Origin of the sequence: Micromonospora sp. DH14 (assembly GCF_029809455.1) — a bacterium.
Taxonomy (GTDB): domain Bacteria; phylum Actinomycetota; class Actinomycetes; order Mycobacteriales; family Micromonosporaceae; genus Micromonospora; species Micromonospora parva.
This window is the reverse complement of the sequence record NZ_JARVKT010000004.1, coordinates 178,151-195,872: the sequence shown is the minus strand read 5'-3', so window position 1 is coordinate 195,872 and position 17,722 is coordinate 178,151. Positions and strand designations below refer to the sequence as shown.

At 69.8% G+C, this 17,722-nt stretch carries 17 protein-coding genes; 2 read left to right on the top strand and 15 right to left on the bottom strand.

Annotated elements, in window-relative coordinates:
• The first annotated feature begins 884 nt into the window (after nt 1–884).
• Nucleotides 885–1,736 (top strand): serine hydrolase, encoded by an 852-nt coding sequence (locus QCZ28_RS08360; RefSeq protein ID WP_279516032.1) that lies wholly within the window; start codon nt 885–887, stop codon nt 1,734–1,736.
• Between the two features lie 46 nt (nt 1,737–1,782).
• Here QCZ28_RS08360 and QCZ28_RS08355 read toward each other — a convergent pair whose 3' ends face one another.
• Both QCZ28_RS08355 and pyrE read right to left on the bottom strand, forming a co-directional pair.
• A complete protein-coding gene (locus tag QCZ28_RS08355) occupies nt 1,783–2,877 on the bottom strand; it encodes a carboxypeptidase-like regulatory domain-containing protein (protein WP_279516031.1) in 1,095 nt (364 codons plus the stop codon).
• Nucleotides 2,878–3,011: 134 nt separating this feature from the next.
• Nucleotides 3,012–3,536: an orotate phosphoribosyltransferase gene (pyrE, locus tag QCZ28_RS08350; protein WP_279516030.1), complete on the bottom strand. Its 525-nt coding sequence runs from the start codon at nt 3,534–3,536 to the stop codon at nt 3,012–3,014.
• A gap of 169 nt (nt 3,537–3,705) precedes the next feature.
• On the opposite strand from pyrE, the gene QCZ28_RS08345 reads away from it, so the two are divergent.
• The gene (locus tag QCZ28_RS08345) at nt 3,706–4,113 is read left to right on the top strand and encodes a nitroreductase family deazaflavin-dependent oxidoreductase (RefSeq protein WP_279516029.1); all 408 of its coding nucleotides are present in this window, start codon (nt 3,706–3,708) and stop codon (nt 4,111–4,113) included.
• Nucleotides 4,114–4,149: 36 nt separating this feature from the next.
• Here QCZ28_RS08345 and QCZ28_RS08340 read toward each other — a convergent pair whose 3' ends face one another.
• From QCZ28_RS08340 to QCZ28_RS08280, 13 genes are all read right to left on the bottom strand, one after another.
• Nucleotides 4,150–4,635 carry a MarR family transcriptional regulator gene (locus QCZ28_RS08340; protein WP_279516028.1) on the bottom strand — a complete coding sequence of 162 codons (486 nt, stop codon included), beginning with the start codon at nt 4,633–4,635 and terminating at the stop codon, nt 4,150–4,152.
• Nucleotides 4,636–4,643: 8 nt separating this feature from the next.
• Entirely contained in the window at nt 4,644–5,891 is a 1,248-nt protein-coding gene (locus QCZ28_RS08335; RefSeq protein ID WP_279516027.1) for an FAD-dependent monooxygenase, read from the bottom strand.
• Nucleotides 5,892–5,945: 54 nt separating this feature from the next.
• Nucleotides 5,946–6,422 carry a hypothetical protein gene (locus tag QCZ28_RS08330; protein ID WP_279516026.1) on the bottom strand — a complete coding sequence of 159 codons (477 nt, stop codon included), beginning with the start codon at nt 6,420–6,422 and terminating at the stop codon, nt 5,946–5,948.
• Nucleotides 6,423–6,480: 58 nt separating this feature from the next.
• Nucleotides 6,481–7,287 (bottom strand): carbohydrate-binding protein, encoded by an 807-nt coding sequence (locus QCZ28_RS08325; protein ID WP_279516025.1) that lies wholly within the window; start codon nt 7,285–7,287, stop codon nt 6,481–6,483.
• Between the two features lie 200 nt (nt 7,288–7,487).
• Nucleotides 7,488–8,573, bottom strand: a complete 1,086-nt coding sequence (locus QCZ28_RS08320; protein ID WP_279516024.1) for a hypothetical protein — start codon at nt 8,571–8,573, stop codon at nt 7,488–7,490.
• A gap of 165 nt (nt 8,574–8,738) precedes the next feature.
• Nucleotides 8,739–9,926 (bottom strand): ATP-grasp domain-containing protein, encoded by a 1,188-nt coding sequence (locus QCZ28_RS08315; RefSeq protein WP_279516023.1) that lies wholly within the window; start codon nt 9,924–9,926, stop codon nt 8,739–8,741.
• Nucleotides 9,919–11,142 carry a hypothetical protein gene (locus QCZ28_RS08310; RefSeq protein ID WP_279516022.1) on the bottom strand — a complete coding sequence of 408 codons (1,224 nt, stop codon included), beginning with the start codon at nt 11,140–11,142 and terminating at the stop codon, nt 9,919–9,921. Before QCZ28_RS08310 ends, QCZ28_RS08315 begins: the two co-directional genes overlap by 8 nt.
• A complete protein-coding gene (locus QCZ28_RS08305; protein ID WP_279516021.1) occupies nt 11,108–12,391 on the bottom strand; it encodes an MFS transporter in 1,284 nt (427 codons plus the stop codon). The genes QCZ28_RS08310 and QCZ28_RS08305 overlap by 35 nt, the downstream gene beginning before the upstream one ends.
• Nucleotides 12,388–13,809, bottom strand: coding sequence for a S8 family serine peptidase (locus QCZ28_RS08300; RefSeq protein WP_279516020.1), 1,422 nt, complete (start codon nt 13,807–13,809; stop codon nt 12,388–12,390). The genes QCZ28_RS08305 and QCZ28_RS08300 overlap by 4 nt, the downstream gene beginning before the upstream one ends.
• The gene (locus tag QCZ28_RS08295; protein WP_279516019.1) at nt 13,799–15,340 is read right to left on the bottom strand and encodes an amino acid adenylation domain-containing protein; all 1,542 of its coding nucleotides are present in this window, start codon (nt 15,338–15,340) and stop codon (nt 13,799–13,801) included. Before QCZ28_RS08295 ends, QCZ28_RS08300 begins: the two co-directional genes overlap by 11 nt.
• Complete coding sequence (locus QCZ28_RS08290) at nt 15,337–15,909, bottom strand: alpha/beta fold hydrolase (protein ID WP_279516018.1); 573 nt, start codon at nt 15,907–15,909, stop codon at nt 15,337–15,339. The genes QCZ28_RS08295 and QCZ28_RS08290 overlap by 4 nt, the downstream gene beginning before the upstream one ends.
• Nucleotides 15,902–16,186, bottom strand: coding sequence for an acyl carrier protein (locus QCZ28_RS08285; protein ID WP_279516017.1), 285 nt, complete (start codon nt 16,184–16,186; stop codon nt 15,902–15,904). Before QCZ28_RS08285 ends, QCZ28_RS08290 begins: the two co-directional genes overlap by 8 nt.
• Before the next feature lies 1 nt (nt 16,187).
• Nucleotides 16,188–17,708 (bottom strand): radical SAM protein, encoded by a 1,521-nt coding sequence (locus QCZ28_RS08280; protein ID WP_279516016.1) that lies wholly within the window; start codon nt 17,706–17,708, stop codon nt 16,188–16,190.
• Between the last annotated feature and the right edge of the window lie 14 nt (nt 17,709–17,722).

The window sequence follows — 17,722 nt, the reverse complement described above, 5'->3', positions numbered from 1 at the left end:
GTCCGGCTGCGGCCGACGGGCGGCGGGTCCCGCTGGTGTCGGGGCGCGCCTGCCGTACGGCGGCGAATGACCACCAGGCGCGGTCGTCACGAACGCGACCCACGGTGGCGAACATCTGTGTTGGGGGAGGTCCATGGTGTCCGTATCGAGCAGCGGGAGGGGCCGAGGCCGGCCTCGCGGCCAAGGCCGTGGCTCGGCCGCTGTCGTCCCGTTGATCCTGACGGCGTTGGTGCTGAGCGCCGGGGGGTGCCATCGGGGGGAGTCCGGCGTCGGCCCCGCGGGGCGGCACACCGCGAACGCCGAACGGGGTGGTTCGGGCATGCTGCTGGGGGCGGGTGAACTGGGTTCGGACTGGCGGGAGGACGACGCGCGAACCGGTCTGCCGCCCTGGCCGTGGGAGCAGGACAACTGCCCCGACTATCAGAGCGGCGACTACCCGGCCAAGTCGCATCGGCGCGCGGCCGTGCAGCGCTACTACCGGCCGTCTGATGGCTCGTCGCAGGCCCACCACGTCGTGGAGACGTACGAACCGGGATGGGCCGAGCGGAATGTCGACGACGTCCGTCGCGTCCTGCTGCGGTGCGCGAGCTACCTGGCGTTCGGCTCGCGGGTCACGTTCGACGTCGTCGATCCGCAGTATCTCGACGGCACCGGCATGCTCATCCGAGGTCGTATCGCGCATGCCGACGCCCGGACCACCGTCAGGTGGTTCGTGATGCTGAGACGGGGCGAGACGGTCTCGACGGTCAGCGTGCCCGATCCGGGCAGCCGGGCCGCGGTGGACGTGATCGCGGCGAGGGTGGTGGCCCGCCTTGGCCGAGCGGAAAGGCAGGCAACTGCCGCGCCGCTGGGTTGTCTCCACTGTCGCCATGTCCCTCGCCGGTGTGGCGACGGCCGCCTTCGGCGCCACTCGCGGTCGCCTCGGCGACCACCCCGGCCCGTCGGTCGGTCCTTCCCCTGCCAGTCCGATCCCCACCACACCGGCCGTCGACCGGGTCGCCGAGGCGAGGACGCGCATCGAGGCCTACGTGGACCGCTTCGACGGCCACCTGGCGGTCGCGGCACTGGACCGGCAGGGAACGGCTGCGGTGACGGCGGGCACCAAACGCTTCGAGACCGCCAGCATTGTCAAGGTCAACATCCTGGCGGCCCTGCTGCTGCATCAGCAACCGCCGGGCAAGGCCCTGGGGGCGAACACCCGGCGATTGGCCGAGGACATGATCGTGTCCAGTGACAACGATGCGGCGGTGGCCCTGTGGCAGCGGATCGAGGGCTCGCGCGGCCTGACCGCCGCGAACCGCGCCTTCGGTCTGCGGGAGACCAAGCCCAACTCGCACTGGGGGCTCACCACGACGACGGCCGCCGACCAGCTCCGTCTGCTGACCGCGCTGACGTCGCCGACCGGACCGCTGACCCCGCAGGACCGTACCTTCATCATGGGCCTCATGACGAAGGTGATCCCCGAGCAACGATGGGGGATCACCGCCGCCCGAGAACCGGGCAATCGTTCCGTCTACGTCAAGAACGGCTGGGACACCGCTGATGTCGACGGCGGTCGTTGGTTGGTCAACAGCATCGGACGGATCGTCGAGGCCCGTCATGACTGGCTGATTGCGGTGCTCTCCGACCGTCACGTGAGCCAGAAGGGCGGCATCCGGGTCGTCGAGAAGGCCGCCACGTACGTGCTCAAGGAGCTGCGTGCCGCCACTGCCGACGACGGCCCTGCTCAGGGATAGGCCGCCTCACCTGGCACACCGACGGGGTGACGGAGAGTGTGGTTCCTCAGCCTCGGTAGCCGTTCTGCCGGGTGCCACTCGACGGGGGAGGGCCGTACGAGCCCGGGAAGCCGCCGCCGACGGGCCCGATGCGCAGCACCGCCGTCGGAGCGTCGGCCATGCTCCCACCGGTCGGCGTCAGCAACTCGGTCGTCGCCGGCGTACCCGCCTCCGGTGCGTTCCTCCGACGCATCACGACCAGTACGAGCGCGCCCAGGCCGGCGGCGACTAGTAGGCCGCCGAGGAGGAAGAACGGCGACGTGCCGCCTGCCTCGTCGCTGACGGCCTTGAACGTCGGTGGCGCAGCCTCCAGGGGGCTGTCGCCCGCCGCCGCGACCGGGCTCGCCTCCGCGGCGGGCGACGGCGACGCCTTGGTGGGCGCCGCCTCCACGGAGAGGGTCAGCCGCACGGTCGCGACGTCACCGGCGCTGCCCCGTACGGTGGTGCGAGCGGTGCGGTAGCCGTCCTTGGCCGCGCGGACAGTGATGGACCCGGCGGCGATCGTCCTGCCGGCGCTCGACGTGATCGAGAACTGGCCGCTGGGGCTGCTGGTCGTCCGGTATTCGTGCCCGGCGCTGTCCTGGATGGTCAGGGCCACGCCGCCGATCGCCTTACCGTCGGCGTCGCGGACCCGGCCGGAGACCCCACGCACGCCGGCCGCCGGCTTGTTGTCGCCCGACGACGCCGCACCCGGGCCGTGGACGTACACCATCTTGTGGGCGTAACTGTTCTGCCCGGCAAGACGCACACCGACCGAGATGTTGAGGCCGGTGATCTCACCTGGGCGAGCGTCGGGGGCGACGAGCGTCGTGTCGAACGTCTGACTCCGGCCGGGCCCGAGGTTCGGTTCCACCCGGCATCCGGAGGTGCATCGCAGGCCGCCGCCGATCACCACGATGGCCGTCTCGGCCTTGCGTCCGTTGTTGGTGACCCGGTAGCGCAGGCGCACCGTGTCGTTGGGTTTCACGTTCTCCGCCGACACGCTCAGGATGCTGACGGTCTCCGGGGCCGCCGTCGCGGGCGCCGCCGACACGGCGAGCGTCCCGCCGGTCAGCGTGATCAGTGCGGCCACGGTCCAGCGGAGACGTAAGCGCGTCGTCACTTCCCACCACCTCCTGCACAGCGAGCAACCCCGTCGATGGCGCCGCGGGCCACTATGCTCTGTCCGGAACGGGTTGCGCGACCCGCCCCCGACGGTTGGCCGGGGACGGGGTGTCAGCAGGCGGGCCGTCGCGATCAGAGTGTTCGGGAAGCTTCCAGGTCGCGGCGGGTGAGGGCGGCCCGGAGTTGCAGCGCCTCGGCCGCCAGATTCTCGCTACCGCCCTGCTCGCGGTCGATGGCGCAGACCACCGTCTCCACCCGGGCACCGATGGACCGTAGCTGTGCGCACGATGCCAGTAGTGCCCCTCCGGTGGTGACGACGTCCTCGATCAGCACGACACGTCGGCCGTCCACCGGACCGCCCTCGGCGGCCTTGTTGGTGCCGTACTCCTTGGCGTGCTTGCGTACGAAGACTGTCGGCAGACCTGTCAGCTGTGACATTACCGTGGCGAGCGGGATGCCGCCCATCTCCATCCCCGCCAGCACGTCGCACTCCGGCAGCAGGGCCACCATCGCTGTGGCGACCTCGCGCAACAGCTCCGGTTGCCCTTCGAACAGGTACTTGTCGAAGTATTCCTCGCTGACCTGCCCGGATCGCAGCCGAAAACGTCCGGTGAGATGGCAGGTGTCGTAGACGCGGCGCGCGAGAGGGTAGGTCACCTGCTCAGCCTCGCATCCCGCCCGGCTCGGGCGTCGCGGCCCCACGGGCGGCCGGTGTTACGTCCGCACCTGTTGTGGGCCAGCGCCACGCGTTGTCGCCGTGCCAAGCCCGGCCGAGACTGTCAGTATCGTGGTTTGTGGAGCCGGTCCGCGCGAGCGAGGAGAAGGCATGAGTGACTGGAACGACAAGATCATCGCCGAGTTTCGCGCCAACGATGGGCAGGTCGGCGGCCAGTTCGCCGGCGCGCCGCTGCTGCTGTTGCACACGGTCGGTGCCAAAAGCGGCCAGCCTCGGGTGAACCCGATGATGTACCAGAAGCTGGATGGCGGCTACGCCGTGTTCGCGTCCAAGGGCGGTGCGCCCACCAATCCGGACTGGTACTACAACCTGCTCGCCAATCCGCGGGCCCAGGCGGAGATCGGCACGGACAAGGTCGAGTTGGTCGCCAGGGTGGCCACCGGGGACGAGCGCGAGCGGATCTGGAGCGCGCAGAAGGCCGCGTATCCCGGCTTCGCCGACTACGAGCGGAAGACCGCCCGCCAGATCCCCGTCGTCGTACTGGAACCCGCGCCGTAGCCGACTCCGGTCACCCCACCTGCGACCATCAGGGCTTCACCGGGCGTGACCGGGCAGATCGCCGCGCAGGCGGTCCAGCTCGGCGAGGTACATCGCCTGCATGCGGTGGTAGTGCCGGACCAGCAGTTGGACCTCCTCGACGCTGTAGCCCTCGACGAGCCATCCCGCCCGCTCGGCGAACCGTTCGTACGGTCGCTCCAGCTCGGCGACCCGGTCCGGCCGCAGGGTGACGATCACCCGCCGGCGGTCGGCCGGGTCGCGCTCGGTCGTCACGTAGCCGGCCTGTTGGAGCCGGCGGAGCATGCTGGTCACCGCCCCGGTGGTGAGGTTGGTCCGTTCGGCCACCTGCCCCGCGGTGGCGGATCCGACGTCCGCCAGGTGGTCCAGGCATTCCAGGTCGCTCACGGTGAGGCCGAGCCGCTCCGCGATGGCGTACCGGAACACCATGGACAGCCGCGACATCTCCCGCCCGGCGCGCATCAGGTCGGCGATCGCGGAGGCGGGGGCCGGCTCGTGGGGCATGCCCGCAATCATGCCTCCGGTACGGTGACCCGGTGCAGCCGAGGTAACACGCGGGTCAGCACCCAGTGCGGTGCGGCCGCACCCCCGGTGAGGCGGCGCATCAACCCGGCGGCGGTGTCGACGGCGCGGAACGCGTACGGCACCATCTCGTCCTGGTAACCGGCGATCGCCTCCTCCACCGACGTGCCGCCGGAGCGGGCCGCGACCAGCTTGCGGCCGAGCAGGGCGGCGTCGCGAAGCGCGGTGTTGCCGCCGTGTGCGCCGAACGGCGGCATGACGTGCACGGCGTCGCCCATCATCGTCGCCCGGGGCACCGCCCACCGGCGCGGGCGCCGGCCGGTGGCGAAGAGGTTGAGCACCGTGGCGTCCAACTCGGCGGTGCCGACCAGCCGTCGGATGACCGGGTGGAAGTCCACGCTCCTCTGGGAGGCCAGCCTCCACAGCGCCAGCAGGTCCCCGCGGCTGTCGACGGGCACCTCTTGCTGCTGGAGCAGCAGTCCCCACATGACGTAGTCGTAGCCGGTGGGCGCGTAGTTGCCCGGGGCCAGGCGCCCGAACGCCTCCTGCGGGCTCTCGCCGAACCGCATGGAGGTGAAGAAGAAGGCGCGGCCGGGCCGGTCGGCGAGGGCCAGGACCCCGCTGGTACGCAGCGCCTCCGGGATGACGCTTTCGCCGTTTCGGTGGAGGGGCGACCGGCCGTAGATGCCCGCCATCGGGGTGTTCGCCGGGTCCGCGTCCGGCATGAGCTGTGGGCGTAGGGCCGAGCCGACGCCGTCCGCGCCCACGACGACAGTTGCCGCGGCGGCCCCGCCGTCGGAGAACCGCAGCCGCAGCCCCGCCGGGCCGCCGGTGTCGACGGCGACGGCGTCCTTGCCGTAGTGGATGCGCCCGTTCAGCCCGGACTGCAGGATCGACCGCAGGGTCAGCCGGTCGACCTGGCGGGTCGCGTGCGGCTCATCCTTGAAGGTGATGGTGAACGCGTCACGCAGCCGACTGTCGGTGAAGCGCAGCTGGCCGCCGGGCTCGTCGCCGGTGGCCAGCGCCAGCTGGTACAGCGCGCGCGGCAGGCTCTCGCGCAGCGCCTGAAGCCCGTGCCGGTCGAGAATGATGCGGTAACCCTGCCGCCGGACGAAGGGGCCCGCGTCCCGCTCGTAGACGTGCACGTCGATGCCGGCGCGCATCAGGTACTGGGCGAGGCAGAGGCCGGAGAGGCCGGCGCCGGCGATTGCCACCGAGAAGTCAGTCGATGTGCCCATGCAATTATCTTAATGACTAAGATGATTTGGGCAAGGGTCCGGCGCCGCCGCGTGTCAGCGGCCCTGCAGGCGTTTCACGTTGTCGCCGAAGGTCCACCCCTTCGACCCGTCCCAGTTCGCCGACCAGGTCATCAGGCCCTTCAGGCCGGGTACGGAGTTCCAGGCCTGGGTGACCAGCGACGTCGACAGGTAGCCGCCACCCGCCCCGATCTGCGCGGGCAGACCCGGGACCTGCTTGTCGTACGGCACCCGGATCGTGGTGCCCTGGATGGTGAGGCCGTTGTTCAGGCACTGGGTCTGCACCGTGAAGCCCTGCACGGTGCCCGCCGGGTAGGAGTCGCCGGCGCAGCCGTACATGCTGCCGTTGTAGTACTGCATGTTCAGCCACCAGAGCCGGCCGTTGTCCACGTACTTCTTGATGATCGGCAGGTACGAGCCCCAGATCGAGCCGTAGACGACGCTGCCGCCGGTGACGTAGGCCGTTTCCGGTGCCATGGTCAGGCCGAAGTTCGAGGGCATCCGGGCCAGCACGCCGTCGATGATCCGGATCAGGTTGGCCTGCGACGTGGACAGCGTGTTGATGTTGCCGCTACCGGTCAGGCCCGGTCTCGATGTCGATGTCGATGCCGTCGAAGTGGTACGCCGTCAGGATCGGCACGATCGTCGCGATGAACCGGTCGGCGACCGCGCTGGAGCTGAGGTCGATGCCCGCGGCGGCCCCGCCGATCGACATCAGGATGGTGGCGCCCGCCGCCTTGGCCTGGCACATCTCGGCCGGGGTGGCGACCTTTACGCCGGCGTCCATGCCGTTCTCCCAGAGGACCGTGCCATCCGCGCGGATAACCGGGAACGCCGCGTTGATCACGTTGTAGCCGTGCTGGTTGAGCCGGCTGTCGGTGATCGGGATCCAACCGAGGCCGGGGTGAACGCCGTTGGAGGCGCCGTCCCAGTTCTCCCAGTACCCCTGCAACACCTTGCCGGTGGGCCGCGACTTCACCGCGCAGGTCCCGCCGGTCGGGGGAGGCGTGGTGGGCGGCGGCGTGGTCGGGGGAGGCGTGGTGGGCGGTGGGGTGGTCGGGGGAGGCGTGGTGGGTGGCGGCGTGCTTCCCGAGCACGCACCCAGGTCACGCCAGAGCGACGGCGTCGCGGCGGGGTTCCAGCCGGCCCCGGGGTGCGCCGTGTGGGTGACCAGTGCCTGGTAGAGCCTTCCGCCGTAGGTGATCTGGGTGCCCGCCTGGTAGGTGGTGCCCTCGGCCCAGGCCGGGGCGGTGCAGGCGGCCATCGCGACGGCGTTGGCCGAGGGTGCTGCCGCCATGCTGCTGGGGAGGAAGGCGACGGCGGCCGTGACGGTCATCGCCGCCCCGGCCAGCACTGCGAAGATCCGACGGCTTCTCATGGCTCACTCCCCAAGGGTTCGACGACCCGCGACCTCCACATATTGACGTTCGTGACCGTGAATATCAAGGGTTGTTTACAGATAGCAGGTGGCCGTGCCGCGTCGTGCCCCACGCGGCACGCCGAGGGCCGTTCCAGGCCCGGCCCAGACCGGGCCGGCGGCAATGGGAACGGCTGCCGCCGGCCCGGCTCGGCGTGACGTCAGAGTCGGGAGGTGAAGGTGGCCAGGAAGCGGTGCGGGGTGACCGCGCCGGTGTTGTCGAAGCAGATGACGTCGACGTCGGCGTTGGTGGTGTACGTCCAGGGCTGGGTGAGGTGGCAGTAGTTGCTGCCGGCGCCCTGCGCCACCACCTGGGCGTGTGTCTCCTTGAGGCCGACCTGCGGGAAGGTCGCGAGGTAGCGGCCGGCGGGCGCCAGCGGCGCCACGGTGTTCGCGCCGACGCCGAGCACCGAGTTGTCGTTGGTCGGCCCGCCGACGGCGGTACCCAGGTAGCCGAAGTACGACGGCGGGCCGAGGGAGCCGATCACCGGCCGGCGACGGTGGTACGAGAGGACGAAGTCGGTGTTGACGAACGCGCCGGCCTGGTCGTAGCAGAAGACGTAGACCTGCACGTCGCTGCCGACCGCGCCCCAGGAGTAGACCTTGCACCGGCGCGGACCGGCGTTCGGCTGCACGGCGGTGACCTGCGGGTTGCCGGCGAGCACCCCGGCCAGCCCCACCCCGGGCAGTCGCACCAGGTACTGCCCGACGCCCAGCGGCCCGACAGCGTTCGCGACGCCGGTGGAGTTGTACGACTGCGTCATCAGGCCGCTGCTCCACTGCACGTACGCGTGGGAGGTGCCGGCCGGCAGCACGCCCGAACTGGTCGTCCAGAGCACCGTGAACGGGGTGTCGTCGCGGGTGCCGCCCGGCTTGTGGCACTGCACGTCGACGATCTCGTCAGCGCCGGACTGGAACCAGCGGACCACCTCGCAGTAGTGACCGGTCCGGTTCACCGGGGTCACGTGGGGAACGCCCCGTGAACTGGCACCGATCTGCGGGAAGCGGACCTGGAACCGGCCGGGTGCGAGTTTGACGCCGTCGGCCCAGGCGGCCGGGAACGCGGTTTTCCAGCTGCCCCACTGCCGGCTGGTGTCCAGCACCGTCCAGACCGGCACGGTGGGGTCCTTGACGTACGCGAAGCCCCAGCGGTCGGCGGTGGCCGCCGCGGCCGGTGCCGCCGGCACGAGCGCGCTGGCGGCCAGGACGGTGGCCAGTGCTGCGGTGACAAACGATCGGAGACGCATCTGTTCCTCCAGTCGACGGGAACATGTCGCAGAGGAGTGTGCACGTAGTGACCCCATGGTCACAGTCGGCTACCTCGCGCTCCGGTGTCGGCTGTCCGCCACTGGGCGCCCCATGGCCGACCGGTGGTTCGGGTCGACGGCCGGCTCCGGTGCTGCTGCGCGCCGTCAGACGGGGCGGGTGACGATGGTCAGCGTCTTGCGGACGAATTCCAGTGCCTCGTCGCGGAGCGCCGGGGTTTCGGCCGAGACGATGAGGTAGCCGGCGCGTTCCGCGCTCCAGGTGGCCGCCGGCACGACGTCACCGGGGTTCTTCCACCAGCCGCACGAGACGAACGCCGGGTGTGCCTCGATCTCGGCCATGCCCCGCATCTCGACCAGGATGCCGGGTGGCGCGATGGGGAGATAGCTCGCCGCGTACGCGACGGGGCCCGACGGTGGCTCGGGCAGGGGCATCGCCATGGCGAGCCGGACGACCATCTCGAACCAGTCCAGGCCGTAGGTGAGGCTGAGCAGATCCATGAGGTAGTCGCCGGGGGTCCGGACGGCGATCTCCATCAGGGTCGGCCCGTCGGCGGCGAGCCGGAACTCGAGGTGCACGATGCCCGTACGCATGCCGAGGGCGGTCACCACCGCGGTGCAGAACTCCGTCACCTCGGCGGCGGCCTCGTGGTCGAGCTGGACGCCGGTGCGATGCGCTATCTCGACGAAGTGGGGCGGCTCGGCGGTCTCCTTGGCGGTGAGGTTGGCCAGCCACACCTTCCCGCCGCTGATCAGCGCTTCCCAGCTGTATTCCGGGCCGTCGACAGCCGTCTCCACCAGGAGCGGACCCTCGTCGTTCCGGCGCGCCACAGCGTCCTGGAAGGCGTCCAGGCTGTCGACCAGCTCCACTCCCTCGCTCCCTGCGGCGGACAGTGGCTTCACGACGACCGGCAGGCGGGCGGCGGTCCACTCGCGCGCCGACTCCAGGTCGCCGGTCATCAGATATTCCGGTTGGCGGATGCCCGTCGCGGCGAACAGGCCCCGTTGCAGCGCCTTGTTGCGGGAGACGGTCGCGGCGTGCAGGGACGGGCCGGGAACGCCGAGCCGGTCCTGCAGCAGGGCCGCGCCGAGCACGTTGTTCTCGGTGAACGCCACGACTCCCGCCGGCCGGCGGTCTGCCGCTGCCGCCCAGGCCCCTTCGGCCCACTGCTCGTCGTGGTTGCCGGGGGCCACCCGGATGTGGTCCACGAGCCCGCCCGTGTCGGCGGCTCGTGCCGCGCCTTCCACGGCGGCCACCCGCAGGCCCAGCCGTCGCGCGGCGGCGAGGTACGGCCTGCCCATGAAACCGACCCCGACCAGCAGCAGCTCAGACATTGTTGTCCGCCTTGCCGGCAGCCGTGACCTTGACCGAGGCGAAGATGTCCCGCAGGAACTGTTCGAGCACCGCCGTGGGTGCCGGGCCGACGATACCGGCGATGGGCACGTCGTACTCGGCGTAGCTCAGCGCCTGACTGACCGGCTCGTCCTCGGTGCGCTGCACCCAGCGCCAGGTCAGCGGGCTGCGCCGGAACTCGTCCGCGCCGTCGACGGTGCAGAACCTCGCGCCCAGGGTGTGACCGGGAACGATGAACCAGCCGTACCGGGCGTCCGGGCCGGAGTCGTGCGCCTCGGGGGCGGAGGCGCCGGGCGTCGAGAGGGCCCGCAGTTGCACCGACGGCATGTGCACGCCGGTCGCCAGCTCGAACGTGTCGGCCACGCCGGCCCCGCCGAACCTGCTGGCCACCTCGAGGAAGACCAGGCCGTCGGGCGTCTCGATGCCTTCGAGGTGGAACAGGCTCGTGGTGATGCCGACGGCCTGTAGGCAGGCGGTGGTCCACTCCACGACGGCCGGCGGGGTGTCCGTCTGCACCGAACCGAGCGGGCTGCCCTCGGCGTACCCGAGGCAGGTGCCGACGTACCGGCTGGCCTGCAGCGTGACCGGTGTGCCGTCGACGGCCAGCCCGTCGACGTGGATGATCGGGCCGCCGACGAACTCCTCGATCTCGAAGCCGCTCGGGTCCGCGTCGGAGGGCAGGCCGTCGCGGCGTACCGCTTCAAGGGCGGACGCGGCGGTGTCGAATACGCGTACGCCCTGGCTGGAGGCGCCGTCGAGCGGCTTGAGCACCGTCCGGCCCGACCACCCGATGTGGTCTCCGGCGAGGGCCGAGGCCAGCGGGAGATAGCGCGGCACACGCAGACCCGCCCGGGCGGCGGCGGCCTTCATCATGACCTTGTCCCGGACGGGAAGCACGTCTGCCTCGCGTGGGCCGGGCACGTCGAGCGCCTCCCGGATGCGCGCCGCGGCGATCAGGTCGAACTCGGACTGGGCGATGACCAGGTCGGGCTTCGGGTGGCCGGCGAGCGCCGCCACCACCTCGGTCTCCGTGGCGCCCGTTCCGGGCCGCTCGATCCGTGTGCCGGGCAGCCGTGCGGGCAGTGTCGCCATGCGCTCGGCCGTACCGATGAACGTCACCTCGTGGGCTTCGAAGTCGAGGCCATCCGCGTAGCGGATGATGTCATCGGTGATTCGGTGCAGGATCAGGATGCGCATGCGGATACCTCAGTTGAAGGACCAGTGGGAGCAGCAGAACGGCGACGAGAACGGATCCGAGCACCGCGCCGAGCAGGACGGCCTGCGGGCCGTGCGCGGTGGCGAAGACGGCGACGACGAAACCCGAGACCGGCAGGGAGACCTGGTTCAGCAGGACGATGAGGCCGATCGTCTTGCCGAGGTGTTCGCGGGGGATGCGGCGGATCCGTTCGGCGCGGATGAAGACGTTCAGGATGCCGACGGTGCCGATCAGCAAGGTGTAGCCGATGGCGAACTGCGTGAACGTGTTCGCCTGGCTGATCGTGAGCCCACCCAGGCAGATGATCACGAAGGTGCCCAGGATGGCGACCAGTGGGGTGATCCGCCGGGACAGTCGCGGGATGATGAAGAAGATCAGCAGGGAGAGCACGCCCTCGGCGAAGGACAGCACCCCGAAGTAGCGGTCGGGCTTGCCGAAGGTGCCGGTGGTGATGGCGGCGCTGGTCGCCATGCCGACGCCGACCATGAGGTTCACCATCATCGTCAGCCCGACGAGGCCCACGATCGCGGGGAGCTTGAACAGCGTGCGCGCACCCTCGGCCACTGAGGCCAGCACGCCGCGTACCGTCGTGGGCTCGGTGTTGGTGACCGCGCTGCGCAGGCTGCCGCGCAGCGTCAGGACGTTGATCGTGGTGAGCGCGAAGAGCACCCCGGTCACCAGCAGGAGATCGGTCGTTCCCAGCAGCGTGGCCAGCAGGACCGCGATGGCCGGCCCGAGCACGGTGCTCGCCTGCTCGGTGCCCTGGATGACGGACTGGGCGCGCACCATGTGCTCGGGGGGCACGAACCGGGGGAGAGTGGTCTCCATCGCGATGTACGCCTGGGCGCTGGCCAGGGACATGGACGCGGCGAGAACGCTGAGCGTCACCACCGTCGCGCCCGGCCAGGCCAGGACGGCGGCGAAAGCCCCGACGGCGAGCAGTGCCCGGACGCTGTCGGCGATCAGATAGAGCCGGTAGCCGTCGACCCGGTCGGCGAGCACCCCGGCAACGGGGACGAAGATGACCCGGGGCAGCCACTCGACCAGGAAGACGAGCCCGCTCGCGGCGACACTGCCGGTGGTCTTGAAGACCAACAGGGGAATGGCGAACAACAGAAACTGGTCGGCCAGCGCGGCGACCCCCCGGCCCCCGACGAAGCGCACGATCTGGTGGGGCCGGATGTCAGTTGTCGGGGACTCCCTGGCGGGGGCACGCAATGGTCCATTCACGCAGAGCTCCCCCGTCTGTCCATCGAGGAGCGTAACAGCGGCCGATCAGTAGCGACAACCCCGTCCAAACGGCGCGCGGTGAGCAGACCGTGGCCGGTGGCCGGGTTCGGGCTCTGCGCACCGCACTCGTCCCCGGTGATGGAACGACCCTGGATGACCGGGACACAGTGGACGGCCAACGACTCGGCGGTGCACGGCAGACCCTGCTGAATCGCCAGCGCCACCACGCCGGCGGCGTACGCCGTGGCACCTGACGTGCCGCTCGACACCAGCCAGCCGTCATCCGCCCCCGTACCGTCGTACTTGCTGTTGCGGCGGTCGAACAGGCAACCGGGTTGGGTGGGGAAGAGGATGTAGTTGCCGTTGGGCAACATGCCGCACGGGCCGGACACGTCCGGCACGGCCCGCCCGGGAAAGACCGCCGACCGGTAGCTGGAGGCGAGGTCCGCGGCCCGCAGCTCGCCGTCCGGGCCGACGTGCACGCCCCCGACGGTGATGGCACCAGGGGTGGCGACGGACTGGAACATCGCCGTCGGCCGGTCGGTCGAGCCGTTACCGGCGGCGAACAGCACTGTGCGGCCCCGCCGGATCGCGTTGGCGACCTCGAGATGCAGATGGGGTTCCGCGCGCAACGTCCCCCAGCTGCAGGAGATGACGTCAGGTTCGAGCTGTACCGCCCGCTGGAACGCGGCGACCGGAAACGAGAAGCCCTCGGTGGCCATCTTGACCATGGTGAGCGACACGTCGGGCGCCACCGCCAGCAGCAACGCCGACATCGCGGTGCCGTGACCGCGTTCGTCGACCGCGGGATCGAGCTGCGCCAGTGCGGCGACGACCGAGGTCCGGTAGCCGTGCTGGCGGTGATGAGGGTGGTCGTAGAGGCCGGTGTCGACCATGACGACCCGGACGCCGTCGCCGCGGACACCGGCAGTGTGCAGCGCTTCGGCTCCGGCCACCCGCACCGCGTCGCCGGGGAGGCGGAGGTGGTGCCCGGTCCCGCGCACCACCGGCGGCGACGCGGTGGCGGTCAGCTCGAACCCGGAACGTGGCACCGAGACCGCACTGATGAGGTCGGTGCACACCCGGGAACGCAGTGGACCCCGCGCCACGAGCTCGTAGCGGGGGGAGTCGCGGATGTACTTGTTGCGGCACACGGCGACGGTGCTGCCGAAGACGTCCCCGAGCAGGCTCTGCTCACCGCTGACGGTCAGGCCCACGTCGGTTCGGGCCTCGATCGCGAGACCTTCCCGGAGCAGCGCCTCGGCGACCCGGTCGACGGTGGCCGGCGTGGGAAGGAACTCCTCGACACCGTGGCGCAGCAGTTCGGCGGGGTCGGTGAGGCTGCGCCCGCTCGCCGCCCGTGGGACAACTGTCAGCACACCCCGCCGGGTGAACGCGGCGATCTCGTCATCGATCATCGGAGGTCACCAGGTCGCGCAGGCGGGAGCGGTCGAGTTTGCCGGTCGGTGTCAGGCCGACGTCGCCCTCGTCGATCATGATGATCCTGGCCGGGACCATGTACGGCGGCAGCACCCGCGCCAGCTCGGCCCTCAGGTCGGCCTCGGCGCCGCTCCGGTCGGCGGCCAGGACGAAGAGGGTGATGGCCCGGCCGGCGACCCGGTGCCGGGTCACCACCGCGCAGCAGTCGACCACCCAGTCCACGGCCAGCGCCGCGGCTTCGACCTCGGAGGTGTGCACGAGGTTTCCGGCGATCTTCACGGCATCGTCGCGGCGGCCGACGAAGACGAGCTGACCGGCGCCGGTGCGCCGGACGAAGTCGCCCGAGCGGTAGTACCGGATCTCGGGGGAGCCGCGCGTGATCAGCACCTGCTCGGTCCTCGCCCGCTCCTCGCAGTAACCCAGCATGACCTGCGGTCCGCCGATGAGCAGCTCACCCGTGTCGCCGTCGGGCACCGGTCGCAGGTCGTCGTCGACGATCAGGACGTCGACGGCGGGCAGCGGGGCCCCGATCGGCAGATACTCGTCATCGTGACCGGCGATGTCGTCGGTCACGTACAGGGTGGCGCTGTGCGTGGTCTCGGTCGGGCCGTAGCCGTGCACATAGGTCAGACCCGGAAGCTTCTTGTCCATCGCCCGCAGCAGCGAGGTCGGGCACGACTCGCCTCCGAACCACAGGCGTCGCAGGGAGCTCAGATCGCGGCGGTCGATGTCGCTGAACCGCCCGAGCAGCATCCGGATGACCGAGGGCACCAGCAGTACATCGGTGATGCCCCACCGCTCGCACGCCTGCGTGACCTGGCCGGCTATCGACAGCCGGGGCAGCAGGTGCACGCTGCCGCCGACCAGGAAGGTGGAGTACAGGTCGACAAGAGACGCGTCGAAGAACAGCGGCGCCACGTTCAGGTATCGCATCCGTTCCGGGAAACCGACCACCTGCTGTACGCCCTCCAGCAGCGCGCACACACTGCGGTGGCTGATCATGACGCCCTTCGGGCCGCCGGTCGATCCCGAGGTGAAGATGACGTACGCCTGGTCGTCCGGTGTCCTGTCCCCGTACGCCGACGGCCGGTAGTCGGCCTCAGCCGACACGTCCCAGGAGTCACCGGCGACCACCACAGTGCCCGCCGCCGCCTCGGCGAGCAGCCCGAGATACCGCGGATGCGCCACCGTCACCGTCGGGCGGCACCTGGCGAACAGCACCGCGGTCCGGGCCGGCGGCAACGACTCGTCGACGGGGACGTACCGCGCGCCGAGTCGAAGCGCCGCCACCATGCAGACCACCGAGTCGATGGACTTGTCCATCACCATCGCGACGGTGCCGTGCCGCCCGACGAGGGGAGCCAGCAGGTCGGTCAGGGCCTGGACCCGCCGGGCCAGTGTCCGGTAGGACACCTGGACGCTGGTGGCCAGATCGACCACCGCCACGGCGTCGTCGTCGTGGCGGCGGTCGATGACCTCGTCGACGAAGCGGAGCGGGCCACCGCTCACCTGTCGACCATCTCGAGTTGCTGGCACACCGCCTCCAGCAGTTCCGGGAAGGTGTCCAGCTTCTGGTCGTACGACCCGAAGTGGCCCATCCCCTCCATCACTGTCAGCCGGCTGCCGGTCAGTTGGTGCAGCTCCCGGGCCACGTCGAGGGGGACCCACGGATCGTCCGTCGAGTGGAACTGGACGATGAAGCGTTGGTTCCGCTTGATCGCCGCCCAGTCCCAGGGCTGGTCGAAGAATCCGCTGCGCCGTTCGAGTTCGAAGCCGCAGTCGGTGTGGTGCCCGGCCACCACGAAGGTGCCCAGCAGCGGCGCCGACTCCGCGTACCGCAGTGCGGTCAGTGCTCCCGACGAGTGCCCGACGATGACCGTCTGGTCGTCCGGACGGATGACGTCGGTCAGGTAGGGCAGCCAGTACCGCATCCGACCCTTGATCGGATCGGGGAAGGTCTGGGCCACCACGTTGTGGCCCCGAGCCTCAAGCTCCCGTTTGAGGTACGGGAACCAGATGCCGTCGATGGTTGCTCCGGCGTTGCCGTGCACCAGGACGACCCGTACCCCATCAGACATAGGAGTCGTCGTTGAGCTGGTCCTCGAGCATGGTCGCGAGCGAGCCGAGGGTGGCGAAGTGCTCCACCGTCAGCAGCTCCGGTTCGAGCTCGATGTCGTAGTACGACTCGAAGGCCAGCGTCAGCTCGATCATCTGGGTGGAGTTCAGCGAGAGCCCGCCGTTGAACAGGGGCGTGTTCGAGGTCAACTCGACGTCGTGGTTCGGGAAGACCTCGGCTGCGATCTTGCGCAGGTCGTCCTCGATGTCGGCGCGGGTCTTCCGGTCGATGCTCGTCACGTCAGCCCGCCTTCGGCGCGGTGCTGGAGTCGGCTGGCCGGGTCGCCAGCTTGGACTGCAGGAAGACCGGTGTGCGGGGGATGTTCATCTCGTCCTGGTGGAACGGGTTGCGCTTGTTCTTCAGGGAGAGGTACATGGTGCGCCGGGCCCGTGCCTTCTCCTCGTCGGAGTAGAACAGGAAGGCGATGTTGCCGGCGTTCTCCCGGCCGACCTCGGTGAGGGTGATGTCCTCGTCGGTCTCGATCGCGTACCCGCTCTCGACCATCCAGTTGATCTCCCGGCGGTACTTCTCCAGGTTGGCGACGTCCGCCTTGCGTACGGTGCCGAAGACCGGGAAGAACACCATCACCCGGTTCTCGACCTCGTCCTCACTGCAGATCCGGCCCTGCTCGATCGGGATGATGCCGTCCTCGACATCCTTGATCCAGCGGTCCACGTTGGTGTGGTTGCGGTAGCTGCGCTCACCCATGTAGTTCTCGGCGGCCGGGCCGATGCCCAGGGTGTAACTCGCCCGGTAGCCGTTGCCGCCGCAGGCGTGGTCCAGCCCGATCGGGCCGGTCTCGTCGAGGTGGGTGAAGAAATTGATCAGGAGCTGCTTGTCGTACCCGTAGTCGGCCAGGCTCTCCTTGATCTGGCGGTACTGAACCCGCTCGATGCTGCCGGACGGCAACACGTCGCTCACCTTGCCGGCCCGGATCTGCTTGTCGAGCCGGGTGCCCTCCCACTGGTTGAACCGGTACGTCTGGACGAAGCTGGGGCGCAGCTCGGCGCAGATGCCGTGAATGTCGGAGGCGAGGATCTCGTCGGTCTGACCGGCGAGGTTGTACATCAGGTCCAGCGCGAAGGTCCTGATGCCGGCCTTACGGATGTTCTCCGCCGTCTGGTAGACCTGCTCGACGGTGGCCTTGATGGTCAGCTTGCGCCGGATCTCCTCGTTGAGCGTCTGCACGCCGAACGAGATGCGGGTGATCCCCAGGGACTTGAGCATCTCGATGTAGCCGTCCGTGGACAGGCCGAGCGGGCTGCCCTCCAACGAGATCCCGTCGACCTCGCTCAGGTCGAACTCGCGGTGTACGGCCTGGATGATGGTCGCCATCGACTCCTGGTCGAGCGCCGACGGCGTGCCCCCGCCGAACTGCACGTACTTGATCTTCGTGCCCTGGAAGTACGCCGAGCGGGCGTTGCGCTCGATCTCCTTCACCATGGCCTTGACGAACCGCACCCGCTGCTCGCCCTGGTACTTCGCCGAGGACTCCTTGAAGCAGGCGCAGAAGTTGCAGAACGCCTCGCAGAAGGGGATGTGGAAGTACAGCAGGATGTCCGTCTGCTGCGGGTGCGTCTGACGGTCGAGGAAGGAGAAGTACTCCGCCTTCTCCTGCTCGGTCCGCAGCGCGTCCTGGAAGCCGCAGATCTTCGGGTAGAACCAGGTGACGTTGGTCCGCTTCTCCGGGCTCTCGAAGTCGTCCTTGAGGTAGAAGTTCGAATCGAGACCGAGCATGAACGAGTTCTCGATGGTAGTCATGTCTGTCGATCCCA

What these genes read in the sequence shown, in the direction of transcription:
- QCZ28_RS08315 (WP_279516023.1), bottom strand. Translation starts at nt 9,926, where the DNA reads ATGTCTGAGCTGCTGCTGGTCGGGGTCGGTTTCATGGGCAGGCCGTAC.
- QCZ28_RS08280 (WP_279516016.1), bottom strand. Translation starts at nt 17,708, where the DNA reads ATGACTACCATCGAGAACTCGTTCATGCTCGGTCTCGATTCGAACTTC.
- QCZ28_RS08300 (WP_279516020.1), bottom strand. Translation starts at nt 13,809, where the DNA reads ATGATCGATGACGAGATCGCCGCGTTCACCCGGCGGGGTGTGCTGACA.
- QCZ28_RS08325 (WP_279516025.1), bottom strand. Translation starts at nt 7,287, where the DNA reads ATGAGAAGCCGTCGGATCTTCGCAGTGCTGGCCGGGGCGGCGATGACC.
- QCZ28_RS08310 (WP_279516022.1), bottom strand. Translation starts at nt 11,142, where the DNA reads ATGCGCATCCTGATCCTGCACCGAATCACCGATGACATCATCCGCTAC.
- QCZ28_RS08340 (WP_279516028.1), bottom strand. Translation starts at nt 4,635, where the DNA reads ATGCCCCACGAGCCGGCCCCCGCCTCCGCGATCGCCGACCTGATGCGC.
- QCZ28_RS08335 (WP_279516027.1), bottom strand. Translation starts at nt 5,891, where the DNA reads ATGGGCACATCGACTGACTTCTCGGTGGCAATCGCCGGCGCCGGCCTC.
- QCZ28_RS08290 (WP_279516018.1), bottom strand. Translation starts at nt 15,909, where the DNA reads ATGTCTGATGGGGTACGGGTCGTCCTGGTGCACGGCAACGCCGGAGCA.
- QCZ28_RS08320 (WP_279516024.1), bottom strand. Translation starts at nt 8,573, where the DNA reads ATGCGTCTCCGATCGTTTGTCACCGCAGCACTGGCCACCGTCCTGGCC.
- QCZ28_RS08345 (WP_279516029.1), top strand. Translation starts at nt 3,706, where the DNA reads ATGAGTGACTGGAACGACAAGATCATCGCCGAGTTTCGCGCCAACGAT.